This window comes from Pseudarthrobacter lactosi, from assembly GCF_055412785.1.
This window is the reverse complement of record NZ_JBVAYS010000001.1, coordinates 1801094-1815492: the sequence shown is the minus strand read 5'-3', so window position 1 is coordinate 1815492 and position 14399 is coordinate 1801094. Positions and strand designations below refer to the sequence as shown.

The window sequence follows — 14399 nt, the reverse complement described above, 5'->3', positions numbered from 1 at the left end:
TCGCTCTGACGCACGCTTTCGAAAACCCCCGCCCGCCGGCCCCGCCAAACGCTCTCTCACTTATTGCGGTGTTTGGGCGAACGCTCTCTCACTTTTGAACTCCAAACTTAAGGAATACACAACATGGCTAAGGTTGCCGCTGAACTGAAGTACTCCGCCGAGCACGAGTGGATCTCCACTGATGGCTCCGGGCCGTCCGTTGTTGGCGTGTCCGCTGTTGCCGCTGAGGCGCTGGGCGACATCGTCTACGTGGACCTGCCCGAGGTTGGCTCCACGGTGACCGCGGGGGAGACCTGCGGCGAGATCGAGTCCACCAAGTCCGTTTCCGACCTGTACTCCCCGGTCACAGGCGAGGTCACGGAAATCAATGACGGCGCCGTGAGCGATCCCGCACTGATCAACTCCGATCCCTACGGTGCCGGCTGGCTGTTCAAGGTCACCGTCGAGTCCGAGGGCCCGTTGCTCTCCGCTCAGGAATACGCCGAAGTCAACGGTGGCGAACTGTGAGCGCCACAACCGAAACCGTCTTTGAGCAGGTAGTCTCAGCGAGCCTGGATACCGACCTGTCGGTGCTGGACCCGGAGATCGCGGCCAAGATCGACGACGAACTGGGCCGCCAGCGCAATGGCCTGGAAATGATCGCCTCCGAGAACCACACGGCCGTTGCCGTGATGCAGGCGCAGGGCTCGGTCCTGACCAACAAGTACGCCGAGGGCTACCCGGGCAAGCGCTACTACGGCGGGTGCGAACACGTGGACGTCATCGAGCAGCTGGCCATCGACCGGGTGAAGGCCCTGTTCGGTGCCGAGTTCGCCAACGTGCAGCCGCACTCCGGCGCCCAGGCCAACGCCTCGGTCATGCACGCGCTGATCAAGCCGGGCGATACCATCATGGGCCTGAACCTGGCCCACGGCGGCCACCTCACCCACGGCATGAAGATCAACTTCTCCGGCCGGCTCTACAACGTGGTCCCGTACCAGGTCCGCGAAGACACCCACACCATTGACATGGCCGAGGTGGAGCGCCTGGCGCTGGAACACAAGCCGCAGCTGATCGTTGCCGGCTGGTCGGCCTACGCACGCCAGCTCGACTTCGCCGAGTTCCGCCGGATCGCTGACCTGGTGGGTGCCTTCTTGATGGTGGACATGGCGCACTTCGCCGGCCTGGTGGCAGCTGGCCTGCACCCAAGCCCGGTGCCGCACGCCCACGTCACCACGTCCACCACGCACAAGACCCTCGCCGGTCCGCGCGGCGGCATCATCCTCTCCAACGACGCCGCGATCGCCAAGAAGATCAACTCCGCTGTCTTCCCCGGACAGCAGGGCGGCCCGCTGGAGCACGTCATCGCCGGCAAGGCTGTGGCCTTCAAGATCGCAGCAACGCCTGAGTTCAAGGAACGCCAGGAGCGCGTCCTTGCAGGCGCCAGTATCCTGGCCGACCGCCTGGTCCAGCCGGACGTCACCGCCAAGGGCATCAACGTGATCTCCGGCGGCACCGACGTGCACCTGGTCCTCGTTGACCTGCGCAACTGCGAGCTGGACGGCCAGCAGGCCGAAGACCGCCTGGCCGCGATTGACATCACCGTCAACCGCAACGCCGTACCGTTCGACCCGCGCCCGCCGATGGTCACCTCCGGCCTCCGGATCGGCACCCCCGCGCTGGCCACCCGCGGGTTCGGCGAGGCAGCCTTCCGTGAAGTTGCGGACATCATCGCCGAGGCATTGATTGTCGACGCCGACGCGGACCTTTCGGATCTGCGTCACCGGGTAGAGGCACTCGCCTCCGCCCACCCGCTTTACCCGTCCGTCACAGCGCTCAGCTGATTTTCCCGGGCTGGCTCCGGGTCCTGATGGCCACAGTTTTCACGCGTGCTGCTCCTACGTCGCTCTGACGCACGCTTTCGAAAACCGTGTCCAGCAGGACCCTCGGAGGGGGCCGGGGATCCGGCAGCATGCACCCCACCGTCCCCCCTAACCTCGCAAGCTCGGTCAGGGAACCCGGACGGCGTGGGCCCAAGGCATGCAGAGGATGTCCGGCCCCCTCCCGTCCGACCACTTACTTTAGTTAGGAAACGCACATGGCCGTTGGAGTCTTTGATTTGTTCTCCGTCGGGATCGGGCCTTCGAGCTCTCATACCGTTGGGCCGATGCGCGCTGCCGCGGTGTTTGCTGAAGAGGTCAAGGGCTCCGGCAGCCTGGACAAGGTGGCCTGGCTGCGGGTGGACCTGTATGGGTCGCTCGCAGCAACTGGCCACGGCCACGGCACCATGACGGCCATCCTGCTGGGCCTGGAGGGTTTCCACCCTGAAAAGATCCTGCCGGCTGAGGTGGAGGAGCGGCTCGCCGCGATCGGCGAAACCGGCACCCTTCAGCTCGCCGGGTCCGTGCCCCTGCCGTACGGCGTCAAGGACATCATCCTGCGCCCGCTCACTGTCCTGCCGCGGCACACCAACGGCATGACCTTCACAGTCAGCGACGAGGCAGGCGAAGTCCTGCACAAGGCCACGTTCTTCTCCGTGGGCGGTGGCTTCATTGTCCGTGAAGGCGAAGAGGACGCGGCCCTGAAGGAACTGGACGAGTCCAAAAAGGAACTTCCGCTGCCGTTCCGCACCGCGGCCGAGCTGTTGGGCCGGTGCCAGTCCAAGGGCCTGTCCATCGGCGAGATCATGTTCGTCAACGAGCGCGCTTCCCGCACCGAACAGGAGATCCGCGAAGGCCTGCTGCACATCTACTCCGTCATGGAGGAGTGTGTGGCAACCAGCCTCAAGCGCGAGGGGCTGCTGCCCGGCGGACTGAAGGTCCGCCGTCGTGCTCCGGACTGGCATGAGCGGCTCGAAAAGGAGGACAAGGACCGGGACCCGAAGTACTGGCAGGAATGGGTGAACCTCATCGCCCTGGCAGTGAACGAGGAGAACGCGTCCGGCGGCCGGGTTGTCACGGCGCCCACCAACGGCGCCGCGGGGATCATCCCGGCAGTCCTCTACTACGCACTGCATTTCGCACCCGGGATGGACAAGGCCACGCAGGAAGACCGCGACGACGTTGTGGTCAAGTTCCTGCTCACGGCCGGTGCCATCGGGGTGCTGTACAAGGAACAGGCGTCCATTTCGGGCGCCGAGGTGGGCTGCCAGGGCGAGGTGGGATCGGCGTCGTCCATGGCGGCCGGTGCCCTCGCCGAGGTGCTGGGCGGCACCCCCCAACAGGTGGAAAACGCGGCGGAGATCGCGATGGAACACAACCTGGGCCTGACGTGCGATCCGATCGGCGGGCTGGTCCAGGTGCCGTGCATCGAACGCAACGCGATCGCGGCGGCGAAGGCCATCAACGCCGCCAAGATGGCGCTGTGGGGGGACGGAACGCACCGCGTTTCCCTGGACGAGGTGATCGTGACCATGCGCGAGACCGGCAGGGACATGAGCTCCAAATACAAGGAAACAGCCATGGGCGGCCTCGCCGTCAACGTAGTGGAATGCTAAGGGAAGAGAACTGATGACACTGGCACCAGAAGGCCGGAAGCTGCTGCGCGTTGAGCAGCGGAACTCTGCAGTACCTGTGGAGCGGAAGCCGGAATGGATCAAGGCGAAGGTCCAGATGGGACCCGAGTACGTCCAGCTCAAGAACCTGGTCAAGAAGGAAGGCCTGCACACGGTGTGTGAGGAGGCCGGCTGCCCCAACATCTTCGAGTGCTGGGAAGACAAGGAAGCCACGTTCCTGATCGGCGGGTCCGAATGCACGCGCCGCTGTGATTTCTGCCAGATCGACACGGGCAAGCCGTCCCCGGTGGACATGTTCGAGCCCACGAAGGTGGCCCGCTCGGTCCTGGCCATGCAACTGCGCTACGCCACCGTGACGGGTGTGGCCCGTGATGACCTGGCCGACGAGGGTGTGTGGCTCTACGCCGAGACGGTCCGGAAGATCCACGAGCTGAACCCGGGCACCGGCGTCGAACTGTTGATCCCTGACTTCTCCGGCAAGCCCGAGCACATCGAGGCGATCTGCGATTCCAAGCCCGAGGTCTTCGCGCACAACGTCGAGACCGTGCCGAGGATTTTCAAGCGGATCCGGCCGGCGTTCCGGTATGAGCGGTCCCTCGATGTCATCACCCAGGGCCGGGCCCTGGGCATGGTGACGAAGTCGAACCTGATCCTGGGCATGGGCGAGACCCGTGAGGAGATCTCCGAGGCGCTGCGGGACCTGCATGAGGCCGGCTGTGACCTGATCACCATCACCCAGTACCTGCGCCCGTCCGAGCGGCACCTGCCGGTGGACCGGTGGGTCAAGCCGCAGGAGTTCGTGGACCTCCAGGACGAGGCCAAGGAGATCGGCTTCCTCGGCGTGATGAGTGGGCCGCTGGTCCGTTCCTCGTACCGGGCCGGCCGGCTCTGGGCCACCGCGATGCGCAAGAAGGGCTGGGAAATCCCCGCCCAGCTCGCCCACATCGAGTCCTCCGGCAGCACCCGCCAGGAAGCCAGCTCACTCCTGGCAGCCCAGGCCAGCTGACCGCCCGTTTTCAGAGCCGATATCAGGAAAGGACCGAAGATGCTCCCTACAAGAATCGAAATCATCCCCTCAACCGGGATCGTTGAGCAGGTCCAGGCGCTGGTTCCGCTGACCACCACGCTGACCATGACGTGCCTGCCGCACCACGGCATTGAGCGGACCATGCGCACGTCGGTGGAACTGAGCACGCTCGGCTACACCGTCATCCCGCACCTGGCCGCGCGCAGCATCCATGACCGGGCCGAACTGACCCGGATCATGCGGGACTGCGACGGCGCGGGCATCGGCGAGGTGTTTGTGATCGGCGGCGACCGGAAGCAGCCCGCGGGCCCGTACGGCTCAGCCCTGCCGCTGCTCGAGGACATCGCCCAGTACACCGGCGGCCGGATGCGCGCCGGCGTGGCAGGCTACCCGGAAGGCCACCCGACCGTGGCCGCGCTGGACCTGCTCGATGCCCTGCAGGACAAGAAGGACCTGGCCACCCACGTGGTCACCCAGATGTGCTTCGACGCGCCCAAAATCCTCGACTACGCGGCGCTCCTGCGCCGCGAAGGCGTGGACCTGCCCGTCTGGGCGGGCGTGGCGGGGTCCGTCCCGCGGACCAAGCTGCTGGCACTTGCCACGCAGATCGGCGTCGGAAGTTCCCTGAAGTTCCTCAGCAGCAAAGGAACGCTGGCGCGCAAGCTGCTCAGCGGCGACCGCTACTCACCCCACACCCTGGTGGCCGGGCTCGAAAGCCAGCCCGGCCTCGCAGGCATCCATCTTTACAGCTTCAACAACCTCGATGCGGTCCCCAATGAAGCGGGCCACGCATCATCCCCAACGGCACTCCAGCCAGCATTGATTCGAGGAGCAGCACGTGAGCAGTAAGACCACCGTTTCCCCCCAGACTCCACACCTTGAACGCCAGCTCAGCAACAGGCACATCCAGCTGATCGCCATTGGCGGCGCCATCGGCACCGGCCTGTTCATGGGCTCAGGCAAGACCATCTCGGCTGCTGGCCCGTCCGTCATTTTCGTCTACATGATCATCGGCTTCATGCTGTTCTTCGTCATGCGGGCCATGGGCGAACTGCTGCTGTCCAACCTGAACTACAAGTCCTTCAGCGACTTCGCGGCCGACCTGCTGGGCCCGTGGGCCGGCTTCTTCACCGGATGGACCTACTGGTTCTGCTGGGTGATCACCGGGATCGCGGACGTGATCGCCATCGCCGGCTACTCGAAGGAACTCTGGCCCTCGCTGCCGCTGTGGATCCCCGGCCTGGTCACCATCGCCATCCTGCTCCTCCTGAACCTCGCAACGGTGCGGGCGTTCGGTGAGACCGAGTTCTGGTTCGCGCTGATCAAGATCATCGCCATCGCCGCGCTCATCATCGTGGGCCTGTTTATGATCTTCAGCGGTTTCCAGTCCGACGCCGGCCCGGCCACCTTCACGAACCTGTGGAGCCACGGCGGGATGTTCCCGAACGAATTCATGGGCTTTGTTGCCGGCTTCCAGATCGCCGTCTTCGCCTTTGTGGGTATTGAGCTCGTAGGCACCACCGCCGCCGAAGCCAAGGACCCGGAGAAGAACCTGCCCAAGGCCATCAACTCCATCCCCATCCGCGTGCTGCTCTTCTACGTCGGCGCCCTCATCATCCTGATGTCCGTCACGCCCTGGACCCAGTTCCAGGCCGGCCACAGCCCGTTCATCGCCATGTTCTCCCTGGCCGGCCTCGGCGCCGCAGCCACCGTGGTGAACCTCGTGGTGCTCAGCTCGGCCATGTCCTCGGCCAACTCCGGCATCTACTCCACGTCCCGCATGGTCTACGGCCTGGCCCAGGAGGGCGACGCGCCCACCGTGTTCAGCCGCCTGTCCGCCCGCAAGGTACCGCAGAACGCCTTGTTCCTGTCCTGCATCCTGCTGCTCTCCGGCGTCATCCTGATGTACGCGGGCTCGGACATCGGCAAAGCATTCGACATGGTCACCACCGTGTCCGCCGTCTGCTTCGTGTTTGTCTGGTCCATCATCCTGGCCAGCTACCTGAAGTTCCGCTCACGCCGCCCGCACCTGCACGAGTCATCCAAGTACAAGATGCCCGGCGGCGTCCCCATGGTCTGGGTGGTCTTCGCGTTCTTCGCCTTCGTCCTGTGGGCGCTGACCACGCAGCCGGACACGCTGGTGGCGCTGCTGGTCACCCCCGTCTGGTTCGTCCTGCTGGGCATCGCCTGGGTCATCCTGCGCAAGCGCCCGTCGCACCTGGCCCGCTATGCGGAGTTCCAGAAGGACCTCGCCGGCGAGAAGGTGGTGGCGGACGAGAAGGCCGCCGAGGCTGAGCTCGCCGAGGCGAAGGCTTCGCGGGAGGGCTAAGTGGAAACCGAACACGTTCTGACGGTCAACTGCGCGGAGTCCCCGGGGATCGTCCACGCGGTCACCGGGTACCTGCTGGATCACGACTGCGACATCATCGACACCAAGCACTTCGGTGACCGCCAGGCCCAGCAGTTCTTTATGCGGGTGCATTTCGCGGCCGGGAAGGCGGCCTTCAGCACGGAGGAGCTGCGCCGCGATTTCGAGCCGCTGGCCGCTGAGTGGGCCATGAACTGGCAGCTGGAGCCGCACGGCCGCAAGCGCCGGGTCCTGGTGATGGTGTCCAAGTTCGGACACTGCCTCAACGACCTTTTGTTCCGGGCCCGCACGGGTGATCTGCCGGTGGAAATCGTGGCCGTGGTCTCCAACCACACGGATCACGAGGAGCTGGTCAAGTGGCACGACATCCCGTTCTTCCACCTCCCGGTCACCAAGGAGACCAAGCCGGCGCAGGAAGCGCGCCTGCTGGAGCTCGTGGACGAGTTCGAGGTGGAACTGGTGGTCCTGGCCCGCTACATGCAGGTCCTCAGCGATGAGCTGTCGGCGAAGCTGACGGGGAAAACCATCAACATCCACCACTCGTTCCTGCCCAGCTTCAAGGGTGCGAAGCCGTACCACCAGGCCTACGACCGGGGAGTGAAAACCGTGGGCGCCACGGCGCACTACGTCAACGCCGAGCTGGACGAGGGCCCGATCATCGCCCAGCAGGTCATCGACGTGGACCACACGTACACGGCGGACGACCTGGTCCGCGTGGGCCGCGACGCTGAGTGCAAGGCGCTGAGCAACGCGGTGCGGTGGCACTGTGAGGGCCGGGTAATGCTCGACGGCGGGCGGACAGTCGTTCTGCGCTGACCGTCCTGCCAGTGTTTTGCGTACACCTCCGGACTGGCGGGGTGCGTGACGGTCTTCCGAGTCCGTTCGGGGGCTTGTATGCTGTGGATCGGAGAGCCGGGAAGCCTGGTCGGCCCGTGGGCAATGCCCGCGGAACGCCCCGGCGACCGCCTCGGGTGTTCGCGTGATGACCTGAGGAGCGGCCGGCTCATGAATGCATCAACACAACCCGTCATCGAGACCCTCGGTCTTAGCAAGGCCTTCGGCAGGACACGGGCCCTGGACGGCCTGAACCTCAGCGTCGCCGCCGGTGAAATCCACGGATTCCTGGGCCCCAACGGTGCGGGCAAATCCACCACCCTGAGGGTGCTTCTGGGCCTGATCCGCCCCACCGCCGGGACCGCCCGGGTCTTCGGCCTGGATCCCTGGTCCGATCCTGTTAGCACCCATCGGGACATCGCCTACGTCGCGGGTGATGTGAGTCTGTGGCCGAACCTTTCCGGCGGGGAAGTCATCGATCTGCTCACCGGCCTGCGCGGCGGCGCCGACCGGAAACTGCGCCGTGAGCTCATCGAGGAGTTTGAGTTCGATCCGCGGAAGAAGGCCCGCACCTACTCGAAAGGCAACCGGCAGAAAGTCGCCCTGATCGCCGCGTTCGCCCGCCCTGCCAGGCTGTATCTGCTGGATGAGCCCAGCGCAGGCCTGGACCCGGTGATGGATGCTGTGTTTCGCGGCCAAATCGAACGTGTCAGCAGGGACGGGGCCACCGTCCTGCTCTCCAGCCACATTCTCAGCGAGGTCGAACAGCTCTGTGACCGGATCACCATCATCCGTTCCGGAATGGCGGTCGAGACCGGGACCCTGGGTGAGCTCCGGCACCTGAAACGCACGCATTTCCGGGTCACCGGACTGGCCGATCCGGCGCGCCTGGCGGGGCTGCCCGGCATGCACGGGATCAGCATCGACGGCGCCGCCGCCGAGTTCGACGCCGATGCCGCCGACCTCGGTGCTGTCCTGGCCGGCATCGCGGAGCCAGGGATCAGCGGCCTCACCGTCGCGCCGCCTTCCCTGGAGTCCTTGTTCCTGCGCCACTACAGTGACCGCAACGGTAGTGAGGTGAAGTGATGCCCGGTGTGGTGCAGCTGGCATTGTTCCAGGCACGCAGGGACCGGGTGGCGCTGCCGGTCTGGATCCTGGGAATCGCTCTGCTCGGCTTTGCGACCTCCAGCGCGGTCGTGACGCAATTCGGTGACGAGCCCTCGCAGGCAGCCATCCTGACCATGGCAGCATCGAATCCGGCGTTTCTTTTCCTCCGCGGACTGCCTGACGGGACCGGCGTCGGGGCGGTCGTGTTTTTCCAGGGCTACGCGTTCACGGCGGTCCTGGCAGGACTGATGAGCACGTTCCTGGTGGTGCGGAACACCCGCACCGATGAAGAGCTCGGACGCGCCGAACTCCTCGGCTCCGTCCCGCTCCCGCGGGCAGCGTCCCTGGCGGCGACGCTTCTGCTGGGCGCGGCCGCGAACCTGCTTCTGGCCGTGTCCGTTGCCGCCGGTTTTGTCGCGGCCGGGCTGCCGGTTCCCGGCTCAGCGGGGGCCGGTGCCGCTCTCGGTGCTGTCGGTGTCTTCTTTGTGGGCCTCGCCGCGGTTATCGCCCAGGTCCTGCCCTCGGGCAGGAGCGCGAACGGTGCCGCTGCAGGCCTGGTCGGGGCGGCATATCTGCTCCGGGGTGCCGGGGACGCCCTGGGGACCCCGGCGGCGGACCTGCTGCACGTGAGCAGTGCGTGGCCCTCGCTGGTCTCGCCCATCGGCTGGGGCCAGAGCTCACGGCCGTTCACCAGCCCGGACCTGTTCGCGTTGCTGGTACTTCTCACGGCGGCGCTGGGCCTGGCAGCCGCTGCCGTATTGCTCCGACGACGGCGGGATGTGGGCGCCAGCCTCATGCCCCAGCGCGCGGGCAGGGAGCGGGCTGAAGTCGGCGGCACATCCTTCGTGGGCCTGGCCTGGCGCCTGCAACGCTCAACCCTGGCCGGATGGTGTATCGGGGCAGCGACATTGGGCGCCGTGGCGGGCGCTCTCGGCCCCCTAGTTAGCGAGACCGTGTCCAGTGTCACGCCGTTGAAGGAACTCATTTCCCGGCTCGTGCCGGGCGGCCATGCCGGGCTGATCGATGTTTTCATCACCGCCCTGTTTGGCGTGGCCGGCGTGTTCGCGGCGGCTGCGGGCATTCAGGCGGTTCTGCGGATGCGCGCAGAAGAGGCCGAAGGAAGAGCCGAGCTCCTTCTGGCCGCGCCGGCATCCCGGAGCCGGTGGCTCGGCGCGAACGTGTTGATCGCCGCCATCTCCGCGGTGGTGGTCTCCGGAACGGCCGGCGTCTCTGCCGCCGTCGGCCTGGGACTCTCCGGCACCGCCAATGGACCCGCGGCTTCCCTGGTGCCGGCTGCGCTGGCGCACGTCCCCGCGGCCCTGGTGTTCCTGGCGGCGGCCTCCGTGGTCTTCGGCGCGGCACCGCGGCTCAGCATTCCGGTGGGGTGGGGGATGCTGGCCGCCGGACTCGTGCTGGGCGAATTCGGGGCGCTGTTCGGCCTGCCGGTGTGGCTACAGGACGTGAGCCCGTTCCGGCACTCCTCGGCCATGCCCGTGGAACCCTTCGACCTGGCCGGGGCACTGGCCATGGCCGTCATCGCGGCCGCTATGGCCGGCCTGGCCGCCTACTCCATCCAGCGGCGGGACCTCACCGCCTAAAGGGCCATCGTGCTAGAGGGCCATTGTGTGCGAAAGGAGATGGTTAGGCACGGGATGCCATGAAGTCAGTGACGGCTGCTTGGGCTTCGTCCCGTGCTGGTCCGAGCCAGAACAGGTGGCTGGGCGCTGACAGTTCGACGAGGGTGGCCCCGGGAATAGTGTCGGCGTAGTCCTCTGCGTGGGCGAAAGCGACACCGGCATCCTGGCGTGACGCGGTCACCAATGTCGGACAGGTGGTCCGGGTTTGGACCAGTCGGCGGTAGGAAGCACGATCGGGTCGGGCCTGCTGCAGATCGTTGATGAACCCACTACCGGAGCGCATCGTCCGGAACAGCTCCCGTGCCCGGCCCTTGTCCTCCGCGGACCAGGTATGCCACCAGTCGTTCACCGGCGTCTTGGACAGTGGGCCGATCATCCGGCGTAGCCCGGCATCGGAATCGACCAAACATGCCACCGTCGCCCACGTGAAGCCCTGCAGGGCCGGAGAGAACGCCAACGGGCCGAACATTGATTCCAGGCGGGCGTCTGGATATGCCCGCGTCGAAGCGGCGCAGCTGTGCAGGACCAGCCGAGGCACCAGCTCCGGCAGGGACCATGCGGCCTGAAGAGCCTGCATGCCGCCGAAGGAAACGCCAACCGCCCCTGCGGACTGATCGATTCCCAGTGCCTCGCAGCACTCGGCCACCGCCGGAACAAACTCGGCGGCGTTCAGGCGTCCCACATCCGTGTTCCCGTAGCCGGGGCGTGAAAACGCCAGCACCCCGTGCCCTCCTGACGTGTATAGGCTCCAACCGCAATCACTGGCCGCAGAGCAATGACCTCCCGGGAAGAACAACACAGCGGGCTTGTCCCCGGCCCTGTACATGACTTCCACAGGACCCAAGCGTGTTTGGATCACCGTAGTCTTGCTCACTGTCCAAGACTACGGCGAGGGCATCCCCTCTTCCTGGCATCGGGACAGGTAATGCCCGACGGCGGGTGCCGGCTCAGCCGCGCTGCTGGAAGTGTGTGGCCGGAACGCCGCCGGGCAGGGTGCACAGCATTCTTTCGGCGACGTCGCGGAGGGTCACTTTTTGGTGGCTCGAGGAGGCGGTGAGGATCTGCATCGCCGCCTCGTAGGAGCACTCGTTCTGGCCCATGATCACGCCGCAGGCGGTGTTGATCGCGGTGCGGCTGGCCATGGCTGCGCGGAGATCCGCGGATTGGGCCAGGCCCGCCCGTACCTGCAGGGCCAGGACCAGGCTTTTGGCTGCCACGTCGGAGAAAGCCAGCGTCTGGCTGGCCACAACCGGGGTGAACACGTTCGTTTCCGCCGAATATAACGTCAGTGCGGCCCGGTAGCCGCGTTCCAGCGGCAATGGCACGGCCACCGCGGACCGGAAGCCGGCTGCCCTGAGGGCGGCCGGGTACTCAGCCCAGCGCTGGTCCGGCGAGTGGGCATTGAGAATGATGGTCAGGCGGCCGCCCAGTGCCCGCGACGTGGGGCCCCGTCCGGCGAGCTGGTCCCGGCGGGAAAGGCCGCCGGCGCCGTCGGTGGTTGCCGCAGTGAAGGGCGACCCGTCCGGCCGCACGATGGTCACTGTGCTCTCCACGGGGGAGCCGGCCATGTCGCTCACGGCGGGAGCCGCGATCCGGGCAAGGGCACACGCCGATGCCGCTTCCGAGTGTCCACGGATGTCCAGCAGGACGCCTGAGCCGCGCCAGTCCAACAGTTGATCGATCATCATGCCCCAGTCCTCATGTGTCGGTACGATCTCATCGTAAGAGCCCCGGCGGGCAGGTACACGAGTAGTGAGTACTCGCTTTTTCCTGCAGAGGAGCAGGAGGCGATTTCTTCGCTCCAGATCCTGCGCCGCGGTCGGTGCCGCCGTCGGTGAGGATAGGCTGGGGCCATGACGTTGGGGGACGCGGGGGAGCCGCTTGCGCAGACCAGAGACTTCCGGAGCAAAGAGCGCGCTGCCAGGTGAGTCCTTTCAGCATGGTTCCGGCCGTCGTCGGCGCCCTCTGGCTGGTGCACGCTTTCCTTGCCATCACCGGCAGCCGTGCGTACGGCTGGACCCGTTGGATTCTTCTAGCTGGCCTGCCCCTGTCGGCTGTGACGATGGCCGTGACGGGCGGCATGATGGGGTTCGCGCTTGCGCTGATGACCGTCCTGACCTTGCTTGGCGTTGCCTTCCTGGAAGTCTTCCTCGTCATGGGGACCGCGGTCTACAGGGACGCCAAGGTCCGAAAAGCCTTAGGCGAACCGAAGCAGGCCGAAGCACTGTGATGCCTTCCGAAGCCAGCGACATTGGACGGGCACTGGGAGCCATCGCCGTGGTTCTGTGGGCGGCTGTGATGGTCCTGGAACTGATCGTCTTCATCGCCCTGAAGGTCCGGGACCACCGGCGGGCAAGTGCGGCTGCGGGGACTCCGGACCTATGAAACGGCGGGAGATATGGGGTGCGGCTCTTGCCCTGACGGCTTGCCTGATCGGATGGGGCGGCGAGTCATCGGCGGGAGCGGCCGCCGCTGCCGCCATTGAGAAACGCATCATCTTCGTTGCGGTGCCCGTGGCGAGTGTCGGCGCGTGGTTAAGGGTATTGGCTCTTCTGGGAGGCGCCGCAGGTCTGATCTGTTTGGTCCCGGCACTCCTTCGTAGGATCCGCCGCCGCAAGCTGAGGCGCGCCGCGGCTTGGACTACCGGCCTGGCCGCAGCTGCCGCGGTGCCCTACGTGGCACTCTTTCTGTTCTTCGCAATCCTCACAGCTGCCATTGCCTCTGACTACGTGACGGTGGAAGCTTCTGACGGCCAGTCGGTCCTCATTACCCAGGACAACTTCGACGGCGACAGCGTGGACATTTACACCCGACACGACGATACGCACTACAGGTGGAACCGTAGAGCCCCCGAGCTCGCCGGATGGCCTCGGGTGGAGGACCAGAACTGCAGTCTGGCCGCTGGCGGCGACGAGCTTCAGTTGTTGTGCAGCTCCGGCACCGTCGTGATCAGTCAGGGTAGGTGACCGCGCTCGCGGGCCCGGAGTTCGTTGGTGCTCGTCGGTACGAAATGCTGCGGAATAGACTGTGCGTGTGAACTCTGAACCAGAGGTCGCAGGCCTGCAGCAGCTCGACGACGCGGCGGACCTCGCCGAATTCCGTGCCGCTAAGGCCGAGGACGATGGCCGGCACGTGAGCCTGGCTGAACTTCAGACGGACAACCAAACCCAGCCCTACATGTCGAAGTAGGTGCTGGCTTCCTCGCCCGAGACCTTCCGGACGATCTCGTCGGCCACGTCGCGGAGCTTCTGGTTCCGGTGGCTGGAGACCTTCATCAGGATGGCCATCGCCTCGGTCTGGCTGCAGCGGTTCTGGGCCATGATGATGCCGCTGGCAATGTTGATGGCTGTGCGGCTCATCATTGCCGCGCTCAGGTCATCCGCGGCATTTTCGGCGGTTCCCACCCTGACGGCCAGGCGGACGGCATTGCCGGCAACGTCGGCGAAGCTGGCTGCTTCACGGATGGTCTCCTCGGTGAACACGCCAGTGGCCGGCGCGAAGAAGTTCAGGACGGCGGCCGCGTTTTGACCGAGCTCAAGGGGGACGCCGAGGGCGCTGTGGATGCCCTCTTCGATCAGGCGTTTCTGATAGGTGGGCCAGCGCGGGTCCTTGTGGACATCGGCCAGCAGGACAGGGGTTCCTGCCTTCAACGCTGCGAGGCAGGGCCCCTCGCCCACGGCCTGTTCGATGCGGTCCAGATGGATGGCACGCTCTGTGCTGCCGCCCACTGTTGCGGTCTTCCTGGCGAGCTTGAGGGTGACCCCGCATTCAACCGTTGCGCCGGCGGAGCGGCTCAGGGCGGCTGCTGCGATGGCGGAGAGTCCGCCCAGGAAGTCCGCCACCGATCCCGTGCCGATAATCAGGTCCTGCAGCTCAAGGAGCAGCTCATGCTCGGGCGAATTGGTCATGCCCAAATCTAAGCCGAACGCATGG

Annotated in this window: 16 protein-coding genes; 13 read left to right on the top strand and 3 right to left on the bottom strand. The window is 66.0% G+C overall.

What is annotated here, in order from left to right; translation table 11 throughout:
* Window positions 1–123: 123 nt before the first annotated feature.
* From gcvH to ACZY0Q_RS08345, 9 genes are all read left to right on the top strand, one after another.
* Window positions 124–507 carry a glycine cleavage system protein GcvH gene (gcvH, locus tag ACZY0Q_RS08385; RefSeq protein ID WP_463915802.1) on the top strand — a complete coding sequence of 128 codons (384 nt, stop codon included), beginning with the start codon at window positions 124–126 and terminating at the stop codon, window positions 505–507.
* Window positions 504–1823 (top strand): serine hydroxymethyltransferase, encoded by a 1320-nt coding sequence (glyA, locus tag ACZY0Q_RS08380; RefSeq protein ID WP_463915800.1) that lies wholly within the window; start codon window positions 504–506, stop codon window positions 1821–1823. Before gcvH ends, glyA begins: the two co-directional genes overlap by 4 nt.
* Before the next feature lie 254 nt (window positions 1824–2077).
* Window positions 2078–3475, top strand: a complete 1398-nt coding sequence (locus ACZY0Q_RS08375) for an L-serine ammonia-lyase (protein ID WP_463915799.1) — start codon at window positions 2078–2080, stop codon at window positions 3473–3475.
* A 13-nt stretch (window positions 3476–3488) separates the two neighbouring features.
* Complete coding sequence (gene lipA / locus ACZY0Q_RS08370; RefSeq protein WP_463915798.1) at window positions 3489–4499, top strand: lipoyl synthase; 1011 nt, start codon at window positions 3489–3491, stop codon at window positions 4497–4499.
* 39 nt (window positions 4500–4538) lie between these two features.
* Window positions 4539–5369: a methylenetetrahydrofolate reductase gene (locus ACZY0Q_RS08365; protein WP_463915796.1), complete on the top strand. Its 831-nt coding sequence runs from the start codon at window positions 4539–4541 to the stop codon at window positions 5367–5369.
* A complete protein-coding gene (cycA, locus tag ACZY0Q_RS08360) occupies window positions 5359–6849 on the top strand; it encodes a D-serine/D-alanine/glycine transporter (protein WP_463915795.1) in 1491 nt (496 codons plus the stop codon). The genes ACZY0Q_RS08365 and cycA overlap by 11 nt, the downstream gene beginning before the upstream one ends.
* The gene (gene purU / locus ACZY0Q_RS08355) at window positions 6850–7704 is read left to right on the top strand and encodes a formyltetrahydrofolate deformylase (RefSeq protein ID WP_463915794.1); all 855 of its coding nucleotides are present in this window, start codon (window positions 6850–6852) and stop codon (window positions 7702–7704) included. It abuts the gene before it with no gap.
* A gap of 189 nt (window positions 7705–7893) precedes the next feature.
* On the top strand, window positions 7894–8808 hold the full coding sequence (locus ACZY0Q_RS08350; protein ID WP_463915793.1) for an ABC transporter ATP-binding protein: 915 nt from the start codon (window positions 7894–7896) through the stop codon (window positions 8806–8808).
* Entirely contained in the window at window positions 8808–10427 is a 1620-nt protein-coding gene (locus ACZY0Q_RS08345) for an ABC transporter permease (RefSeq protein ID WP_463915791.1), read from the top strand. The genes ACZY0Q_RS08350 and ACZY0Q_RS08345 overlap by 1 nt, the downstream gene beginning before the upstream one ends.
* A gap of 43 nt (window positions 10428–10470) precedes the next feature.
* Here the strand turns inward: ACZY0Q_RS08345 and ACZY0Q_RS08340 are convergent, their stop codons facing one another.
* Together ACZY0Q_RS08340 and ACZY0Q_RS08335 are read right to left on the bottom strand one after the other, a co-directional pair.
* The gene (locus ACZY0Q_RS08340; protein ID WP_463916288.1) at window positions 10471–11292 is read right to left on the bottom strand and encodes an alpha/beta fold hydrolase; all 822 of its coding nucleotides are present in this window, start codon (window positions 11290–11292) and stop codon (window positions 10471–10473) included.
* 121 nt (window positions 11293–11413) lie between these two features.
* Window positions 11414–12154 (bottom strand): ANTAR domain-containing protein, encoded by a 741-nt coding sequence (locus ACZY0Q_RS08335; protein WP_463915790.1) that lies wholly within the window; start codon window positions 12152–12154, stop codon window positions 11414–11416.
* A gap of 236 nt (window positions 12155–12390) precedes the next feature.
* Here ACZY0Q_RS08335 and ACZY0Q_RS08330 point away from each other — a divergent pair, with 236 nt between their 5' ends.
* The 4 genes from ACZY0Q_RS08330 (at window position 12391) to ACZY0Q_RS08315 (ending at window position 13655) form a co-directional block, all read left to right on the top strand.
* Window positions 12391–12696, top strand: a complete 306-nt coding sequence (locus tag ACZY0Q_RS08330) for a hypothetical protein (RefSeq protein WP_463915789.1) — start codon at window positions 12391–12393, stop codon at window positions 12694–12696.
* Window positions 12696–12851 carry a hypothetical protein gene (locus tag ACZY0Q_RS08325; RefSeq protein ID WP_463915788.1) on the top strand — a complete coding sequence of 52 codons (156 nt, stop codon included), beginning with the start codon at window positions 12696–12698 and terminating at the stop codon, window positions 12849–12851. Before ACZY0Q_RS08330 ends, ACZY0Q_RS08325 begins: the two co-directional genes overlap by 1 nt.
* The gene (locus ACZY0Q_RS08320; RefSeq protein ID WP_463915786.1) at window positions 12848–13432 is read left to right on the top strand and encodes a hypothetical protein; all 585 of its coding nucleotides are present in this window, start codon (window positions 12848–12850) and stop codon (window positions 13430–13432) included. Before ACZY0Q_RS08325 ends, ACZY0Q_RS08320 begins: the two co-directional genes overlap by 4 nt.
* 67 nt (window positions 13433–13499) lie before the next feature.
* On the top strand, window positions 13500–13655 hold the full coding sequence (locus ACZY0Q_RS08315) for a hypothetical protein (RefSeq protein ID WP_463915785.1): 156 nt from the start codon (window positions 13500–13502) through the stop codon (window positions 13653–13655).
* Here ACZY0Q_RS08315 and ACZY0Q_RS08310 read toward each other — a convergent pair.
* Window positions 13640–14374 carry a GAF and ANTAR domain-containing protein gene (locus ACZY0Q_RS08310; RefSeq protein WP_463915783.1) on the bottom strand — a complete coding sequence of 245 codons (735 nt, stop codon included), beginning with the start codon at window positions 14372–14374 and terminating at the stop codon, window positions 13640–13642. The two genes, ACZY0Q_RS08315 and ACZY0Q_RS08310, sit on opposite strands and share 16 nt — an antisense overlap.
* Window positions 14375–14399: the final 25 nt, after the last annotated feature.

What these genes read in the sequence shown, in the direction of transcription:
- gcvH (WP_463915802.1), top strand. Translation starts at nt 124, where the DNA reads ATGGCTAAGGTTGCCGCTGAACTGAAGTACTCCGCCGAGCACGAGTGG.
- ACZY0Q_RS08375 (WP_463915799.1), top strand. Translation starts at nt 2,078, where the DNA reads ATGGCCGTTGGAGTCTTTGATTTGTTCTCCGTCGGGATCGGGCCTTCG.
- lipA (WP_463915798.1), top strand. Translation starts at nt 3,489, where the DNA reads ATGACACTGGCACCAGAAGGCCGGAAGCTGCTGCGCGTTGAGCAGCGG.
- ACZY0Q_RS08365 (WP_463915796.1), top strand. Translation starts at nt 4,539, where the DNA reads ATGCTCCCTACAAGAATCGAAATCATCCCCTCAACCGGGATCGTTGAG.
- ACZY0Q_RS08350 (WP_463915793.1), top strand. Translation starts at nt 7,894, where the DNA reads ATGAATGCATCAACACAACCCGTCATCGAGACCCTCGGTCTTAGCAAG.
- ACZY0Q_RS08345 (WP_463915791.1), top strand. Translation starts at nt 8,808, where the DNA reads ATGCCCGGTGTGGTGCAGCTGGCATTGTTCCAGGCACGCAGGGACCGG.
- ACZY0Q_RS08340 (WP_463916288.1), bottom strand. Translation starts at nt 11,292, where the DNA reads ATGTACAGGGCCGGGGACAAGCCCGCTGTGTTGTTCTTCCCGGGAGGT.
- ACZY0Q_RS08335 (WP_463915790.1), bottom strand. Translation starts at nt 12,154, where the DNA reads ATGATGATCGATCAACTGTTGGACTGGCGCGGCTCAGGCGTCCTGCTG.
- ACZY0Q_RS08325 (WP_463915788.1), top strand. Translation starts at nt 12,696, where the DNA reads ATGCCTTCCGAAGCCAGCGACATTGGACGGGCACTGGGAGCCATCGCC.
- ACZY0Q_RS08320 (WP_463915786.1), top strand. Translation starts at nt 12,848, where the DNA reads ATGAAACGGCGGGAGATATGGGGTGCGGCTCTTGCCCTGACGGCTTGC.
- ACZY0Q_RS08310 (WP_463915783.1), bottom strand. Translation starts at nt 14,374, where the DNA reads ATGACCAATTCGCCCGAGCATGAGCTGCTCCTTGAGCTGCAGGACCTG.